The sequence below is a fragment of the Streptomyces sp. NPDC030809 genome (assembly GCF_055572195.1).
Map to the genome: position 1 here is coordinate 38,237 of NZ_JBVIDV010000041.1, position 7,100 is coordinate 45,336.

At 75.7% G+C, this 7,100-nt stretch carries 5 protein-coding genes; 4 read left to right on the top strand and 1 reads right to left on the bottom strand.

What is annotated here, in order from left to right:
- Positions 1-51 precede the first annotated feature (51 nt).
- Together ACZ407_RS34135 and ACZ407_RS34140 are read left to right on the top strand one after the other, a co-directional pair.
- Positions 52-1,278 carry an acyl-CoA dehydrogenase family protein gene (locus ACZ407_RS34135; RefSeq protein WP_468135275.1) on the top strand — a complete coding sequence of 409 codons (1,227 nt, stop codon included), beginning with the start codon at positions 52-54 and terminating at the stop codon, positions 1,276-1,278.
- The gene (locus ACZ407_RS34140) at positions 1,278-1,751 is read left to right on the top strand and encodes a nitroreductase family deazaflavin-dependent oxidoreductase (protein WP_468135277.1); all 474 of its coding nucleotides are present in this window, start codon (positions 1,278-1,280) and stop codon (positions 1,749-1,751) included. Before ACZ407_RS34135 ends, ACZ407_RS34140 begins: the two co-directional genes overlap by 1 nt.
- 162 nt (positions 1,752-1,913) lie before the next feature.
- Here ACZ407_RS34140 and ACZ407_RS34145 read toward each other — a convergent pair whose 3' ends face one another.
- On the bottom strand, positions 1,914-2,561 hold the full coding sequence (locus tag ACZ407_RS34145; RefSeq protein WP_468135279.1) for a TetR family transcriptional regulator: 648 nt from the start codon (positions 2,559-2,561) through the stop codon (positions 1,914-1,916).
- A gap of 796 nt (positions 2,562-3,357) precedes the next feature.
- Here ACZ407_RS34145 and kbpA point away from each other — a divergent pair.
- Positions 3,358-4,137 (top strand): AfsK-binding protein KbpA, encoded by a 780-nt coding sequence (gene kbpA, locus ACZ407_RS34150; protein ID WP_468135281.1) that lies wholly within the window; start codon positions 3,358-3,360, stop codon positions 4,135-4,137.
- A 340-nt stretch (positions 4,138-4,477) separates the two neighbouring features.
- Positions 4,478-6,988 (top strand): protein serine/threonine kinase AfsK, encoded by a 2,511-nt coding sequence (afsK, locus tag ACZ407_RS34155; protein ID WP_468135283.1) that lies wholly within the window; start codon positions 4,478-4,480, stop codon positions 6,986-6,988.
- The last annotated feature ends 112 nt before the right edge of the window (positions 6,989-7,100 follow it).

Consider the following 7,100-nt stretch of genomic DNA (forward strand, 5'->3'; position numbering starts at 1 on the left):
TGTGGTGCGGCCTAACATGACGGCCCGTCAGATACGGGAGGAGCCCCGCCGATGGATGCCGCCTTCACTGCGGAACAGGACGAGATCCGCCGCACCCTGCGCGAACTGCTCGCCAAACGCTGCGGCCCGGACGAGGTCAGATCCGCCGTGCGCACCGGGCCCGGCTACGACCGCGGACTCTGGCAGCAGCTGTCCGAACGGCTCGGGCTGCCCGGGCTCGCCCTTCCGGAGGAGTACGGCGGGGTCGGCTGCGGGTTCGCGGAACTGGCGCTGGCCTGCGAGGAGACCGGCCGGGCCCTGCTGCCCGCCCCGCTGCTCGGCACCGCCGTGCTCGCGGCCCCGCTGATCACGGCCCTGGGGACGGAGGCCCAGCGGGCGGCCCTGCTGCCGGAACTCGCCGCGGGCCGCCTCACGGCCACGCTCGTCGTCCCCGGCACCGCCCTGGCCACCGCCCTCGCCCTGACCGCCGACAACCGCCCCGGCCGCTGGGCCGGCGACGGCCGCGCGGGCGGCATCCAGGCCCGGCGCACGGAGGGCGCGGCGGGGTGGCGGCTCTACGGGGAGGCGGCGCAGGTGCTCGACGGGCACAGCGCGGGGCTGCTGCTCGTCGCCGCGCACGCGGGCGGTTTCGCGCGCAGCCGGACCCTGCTGTTCCTGGTCCGCGCGGAGGCCCCCGGCCTGGTCCGGACCCGGCAGGCCACGCTGGACGAGACCCGCCCGCAGGCGCGCGTACAGCTGCGCGACACCCCGGCCGAGCTGCTCGGGGAGGACGAGGACGCCGACGTGTACGGGGCCCTCGCCGCCGCCGGGTGCACCGCGGCGGCCGCGCTGGCGGCCGAGGCGGCGGGCGCGGCCGGGCAGGCCCTCGACCGGACGGTCGAGTACGTGAAGACCCGCGAGCAGTTCGGCCGGGCCGTGGGCTCCTTCCAGGCGGTCAAACACCGGCTGGCCGACCTCTACGTACAGGTGCAGGCGGCCCGCTCGGCGGCCTACTACGCCGCCTGGGACCCCTCCCAGGGCGCCCTGGCCCTCGCCCAGGCCCTGGAGGCCCTGCGGCTCGCCGCCGCCGAGGCGGTGCAGCTGCACGGCGGGATCGGCTTCACGTGGGAGCACGAGGCCCACCTGTACTTCAAGCGGGCGGCCGCCGACGAGCTGCTGTTCGGCCCGGTCCACCGGCTGCGCGCACACGCCGCCGACCGGGCCGGCCTGTTCGCCCCGCCGGCCCCCGGCGGTTCCGCCCCTGTCGTTCCCGTCGGCGAAGAGAGAGTGGTGGCCTGATGGCTCCCGGAGTCCGTCTGATGCAGAAGGTGTCCTCCACCCTGCTGTTCGCGAAGATCGCCCCGCATTTCATCCCGGCGATGGACCGTACGGTGCACCGGCTGACCCGCGGGAAGGTGATGCTGAGCGCGCAGATGCTGCCCGGGGTGATCCTGACCGCCCGGGGGGCCAGGAGCGGGGAGCTGCGGACCACCCCGCTGGCGTGCATGCCGGAGGAGCCGACCGGCACGTGGCTGCTCATCGGCTCCAACTTCGGCCGCCCGGGACACCCCGCGTGGACCGCCAACCTGATCAAGAACCCCGATGCCGAGGTGAGTTGGAAGGGCCGGGACATTCCCGTACGGGCCCGCCTGCTGGAGGGGGAGGAGCGGGCCGAGGCCTGGCGGGCGGTGCTGCGCTTCTGGCCGCCGTACGCGACGTACCAGGCGCGGATCGACCGCGAGATCAGGCTGTTCCGGCTGGAACGGCGCTGAGGTTCCGCCCGCGGGACCGGCGGGACCGGGTGCCCCGTGTACTCCGCGGGTGCTCCCGGGGCTCCGGATGCACGACGGCGGCGGACCCCCAAGTGGTCCGCCGCCGCGCAGACAGGATGTGCCGGGTGGCCGTCCGAGGACTCGCCCCCCGTGGACGCCCGGCTACTTCGTCGGCTTCTTGCCCGTGATGCCGAGGTGGACGAGGAGCGCGAGATTGGGCTTGAGCTCGGCCTGCTTCACGCCCCAGGTCTGGAAGCCCTTCTGGTGCGAGGCGACGGCGGCGAGCATCGCGACGAGGGATCCGGCCATGGCGGCCGCACTGACGTCCTTGTCGACCTTGCCCTTCGCCTGGAGCTCCTTCACCGATTCCGTAAGGGAGTTGGTGACGGAGTTCAGGATCTTCATGCGGATCTTGTAGAACCGCTTGTCTCCTTCGGCGGCGCCGAGGTCCACGACGCGCAGGATGGCGTCGTTGGCGCGCCAGAAGTCCAGGAAGCCCTCGACCAGTTCCTCGGCCGCCTGCCAGCCGGACTTGCCGACCCAGGACCGGCCCTCGACGAGGGAGGTCAACTGGGCGCCTGCGGTCGCCATTTCCTCGGCGATCTCCAGTACTGCGCCCTCCACGTCGGGGAAGTACTGGTAGAAGGTCGCCGGGGAGGTACCGGCCTTACGGGCGACGTCGATCACCTTGACGTCGCGGTATGGCGAGGAGCTGAGCATCTCGCTGAGGCAGTCGAGCAGCTTCTGCCGCGTCGCCTGTCCGCGTCGACCGGCCACGCGGCCGTCGACGGTGCGTACTTGTCCTGTCATGCCGTCAGCTTACCGAGGGGTGATCGGCGCGCGATTCGGCCGCCTGCAAATGGGGTCCCCCGGGGCTTCCGTCCCCGAATCCCCCCGCACCTCAAGCGCCGGCGGGGCTGCATTTCGGCCGGGCGCTGCCGCCCCGCGCGGCCCGCGGGACGCGCTGGAGGGTGCGGCCCGGGGGTGCTTTCGGGGCTCCGCCCCCGGGCCCCGCGCCTCAAGCGCCGGCGGGGCTGTATGCGGCTCGGCGGGGTGTGGGAGGTGCGGCTCGGGGGGCGGTTTCGGGGGCTCCGCCCCCGGGCCCCCGCGCCTCAATCGCCGGCGGGGCTGGATTGGGCGGTCTGTCGCCCGGGAGGGTGCGGCCCGCGGGCCGCACGCGCAGGGCAGCAGGGGGTAATTCCAGCCTCGTCGGCGTTTGAGGCGCGGGGTGCGGGGCGGAGCCCCGAAGCCACCCTGCGGGCCGCACGCGCAGGGCAGCGGAGGTAAATCCAGCCGCGCCGGCGTTTGAGGCGCGGGGGCCCGGGGGCGGAGCCCCCGGAGCCGACCTGCGGGGCGCGCCCGGAGGCAGGGGGAGGGGCACCTCGCAGCCCGGGGACTCGGGGCGGAGACCCGGAAGGGTGGGGTGGTACCCGAACGGGTCTGTCAACAGGTTGTGGACAACATGGCGCGCGGGCCCGCCAGGGCAGGGCCCGCCCCCGGCCGGAGGCCGCCCGCGGCCGGCACCGCCGCGCGCCCGCCCGCCCCCGGCCTTAGCGTGGCAGCACCGGCGCTCCGCGCCGCCACGCGCAGCGGAAGGACCGACCCCATGGCCGTATTCGCAGAGGGCACCCCCTGCTGGGTGGATGCCGCGCTGCCCGACCTGGAGGCGGGCAAGCGGTTCTACGGGGAGCTCTTCGAGTGGACCTTCGGCGAGAGCGCCGGGTCCGAGTACGGGCACTACACGCAGGCGTACAGCGAGGGCCGCAACGTGGCCGCCCTCGCCCCCAAGCCCGACGGCCGCATGCCCACCGTCTGGAACGTCTACCTCGCCTCGCACGACGCCCGCGCCACCGCGGCCCGCATCCGCGAGGCCGGCGGGCAGATGATCATGGAGCCGATGCCGGTCGGCGCCTTCGGCACGGCCGCGATGGCGGCCGACCCCGGCGGGGCCGTGTTCGGCCTGTGGCAGCCCGGCACGCACCACGGTTTCGAGCAGCTCGGCAAGCCGTTCTCGTACTGCTGGACCGAGGTCTACACCCGGGCCCGCGACGAGGTGGACACCTTCTACGCCCGGGTCTTCGGCTACCTCGCCGAGGAGCGCGACGACGCCGGGGTCGAGTACCGGGCCTGGTCCCCGCCCGGCACCGAGCCCGGCCCCGACACGGCCATCGTCGGCCGCAGCGTGATCACGGACGCCTTCCCGGCCGCGCTGCCCGCGCACTTCCTCGTCTACTTCGCCGTGCCCGACTGCGACACCTCCGCCGCGACCGTGCGGCGGCTGGGCGGCCGCGTCACCGCGGAGCCCTTCGACACCCCGCACGGGCGGATCGCGGTGGTCGCCGACAATCAGGGCGCGGCCTTCGCCCTGCTCTCCGCACCCCGGTAGGCGTACGGCGGCACACCGCGCCGCGACAGGGCGCAGCGGCCGGGCCCTGCCACCCGCCCTGCGGCCGGGCCCTGCCACCGGGCCCTGCGACCCGGCCCCATGGGCGGAACCTCTCCGTCCGCCCGGCCCGGGCCGGGCCTCCGCCGCCCCTGACGTGGGGGGGACTGTCCGAGGTGTCCGGATCGCGGTGAGACACCCCGATCCGCCCCCGGGTTCGACCGGGACGCCCCGGACAGACAGAATCAGGGTGCGCACCGTCATGCGGTGCCCAGTGGTGAGACGCTGCACGGGGCTGGAGAAACGGGCCCTTCAACAGCCCGTACGGGGAGGTGGCAGGCGAGTGGTGGAGCAGCTGACGCAGCACGACCCGAGACGGATCGGCCCGTTCGAGGTGCTCGGCCGGCTGGGCGCCGGCGGCATGGGCCTGGTCTATCTCGCGCGCTCGGCTTCCGGCCGGCGGGTGGCGATCAAAACGGTGCGCACCGAGCTCGCCGAGGACCAGCTCTTCCGGGTCAGGTTCACGCGCGAGGTCGAGGCCGCGCGCGCCGTCAGCGGCTTCTACACGGCCGCCGTGGTGGACGCCGACCCGCGGGCCGCCGTGCCGTGGCTGGCGACCGCGTACGTGCCGGCGCCCTCCCTGGAGGAGATCGTCAACGAGTGCGGGCCGATGCCCGCCCAGGCCGTACGGTGGCTCGCCGCGGGCATCGCGGAGGCCCTCCAGTCCATCCACGGGGCCGGGCTGGTCCACCGCGACCTGAAGCCGTCGAACGTCCTCGTCGTCGAGGACGGTCCGCGCGTCATCGACTTCGGCATCGCGAGCGGGGTCTCCAACACCCGGCTGACCATGACCAACGTGGCCGTCGGCACCCCCGCGTACATGTCCCCCGAACAGGCGAAGGACTCGCGCAGCGTCAAGGGCGCCAGCGACGTCTTCTCCCTCGGCTCCACGCTCGTCTTCGCCGCCACCGGCCACCCGCCGTACCACGGGGCCAACCCGGTGGAGACGGTGTTCATGCTGCTGCGCGAGGGCCCGAACCTGGAGGGCCTGCCGCAGGAGCTGCGCCCGCTGATCGAGTCCTGCATGCAGATGGACGCGACCAAGCGGCCCACCCCGGCCGACCTCCAGGCCCAGCTGGCCCCGCACCTCTTCGCCGCGGGCGACGACAGCGGCACCGCCTCGGCCTGGCTGCCCGCGCGGGCCACCGCCATGATCGAGCAGCGGCGGGCGGGCGGACAGCGCACCACCGCGCCGGGCGGCCCCGGAGCCCCCGGCGGTCCCGGAGCGGCAGGCGGCGCGGCGGGCGGCCCGGCCACGCACCGGCGCGGCCGGGCCGCGACCCCGCCGCGCGGCTCCCAGTCCGGCTGGGCCGACCCGCGGACCGGCCAGGCCGCGCCCCCGATGCCCGCGCACCCGCCCGCGACCGGCCCGGCGCCGGTCCCGGTCCCGGGCCGCGGTCCGGACCACGGCCCCGGCCGGGTCCCCTCCACCGTCCCCCCGGGCCCCTCCGGCGGCTCCGCGACCCCGTCCGGCGAGCCGGTACGGCTGGCCGGAGCGGCGGTGCCGATCGGGCCCGGCCCGCGGGCCGGGCGCTCCTCCGCCGCGGCTGCGGCCGCGGTGGCCGATGCGGGTGCGGCCACCGGTTGGGTCCGGCCGCCCGGCGGGGCGGTCGCCCCGGCGGCCACCCCGGCCCCCGTGCCGAGCCCCGGCCCGGCCCCGGACAGCGGCCGCTGGCGGCCGTGGCGGTTCCGCATGTCGAACGAGGTGTGGGGCACCCCGACCGTCGCCGGCGACCTGCTGTACGTGACCTCCTTCGAGGTGCACGCCCTGGACGTGGCCACCGGCCGCCGCCAGTTCAAGACCCGTGACGTGGCCTGGTCCATGGCGGTCGCGGACGGCCGCATCCACGCCTCCGACGGCCCCTCGCTGTACGCCCTCGACGCCTCCGACGGCGGCGAGCGCTGGCGGCTCCAGACGGATGCCTGGGTGTACGCGCTCAAGGCCGACCGGGGCACGGTGGTCACCGCCACCCGCGGCGGCGGGGTACAGGCCTGGGAGGCCTCCTCCGGCCAGAAGCTGTGGGAGACGAACGGGGTCCAGACGGACTTCGAGACCCCCGAGGCCGCCCCGGTCGTCCACGACGGCTCGGTGTACGTCTGGCAGGACGCCCGGCTGCGCTCGCTGGACGCCCGTACCGGCCTGGAGGAGTGGTCGTACCCGGTGGGCGATGCGGCCGCCTGCGGGAACGTGCCGGTGCGGGTGCTGCCCGCCCCGGACGGCAACACGTACGTCGCGGCCGGCACCCGGGTGCTGTCCGTGGACCGGGCCTCCGGCCGGGTCCGCTGGCACTTCGAGGCCCCCGCGGTCTTCCTCTCCCCGCCGGCCTTCGCGCCCGGCGCGGCGGTCACGGGCGGCGGGGTCTACCTCGCGGACTACCTGGGCACGGTGTACGCGCTGGACGCGGCGACCGGGCGGGACCGCTGGCGGATCGCGACCGAGCCGCGGCAGTCGGCCGAACCGGTCCTGATCGCCGCCGGGAACGTGCACCTCGGCGCGGGCAGCGCGCTCTACACCCTGGACGCGGTGACCGGCACGCCGAAGTGGCGGTTCGCGGCGGGCGGGGAGATCACGGGCGCGCCCGCGGTGGCCGAGGGGCGGGTCCACTTCGGCTCGGCGGACCACTGCCTGTACACGCTCGACGCGGCGGGGGGTCAGCTGCGCTGGAAGCTGAAGACCGGCGGGGAGATCGCGGGGTCTCCGGTCGCGAAGTCCGGCGTGGTCTTCGCGTGCAGCAAGGACCGGTGCGTGTACGCCCTCGACGCGGCCAAGGGCACGGGCACCCGCACGTCCTGACCACCCCCGGCCCCCGACCCGGCAAAGTCCAGCCCCTCCGGCGATTGAGGAGCGGGTCCGGGCGGAGCCCGGTGCCCGGCGCCAGCCGGGTTGCCGGGGGGGGGGGGGGGGG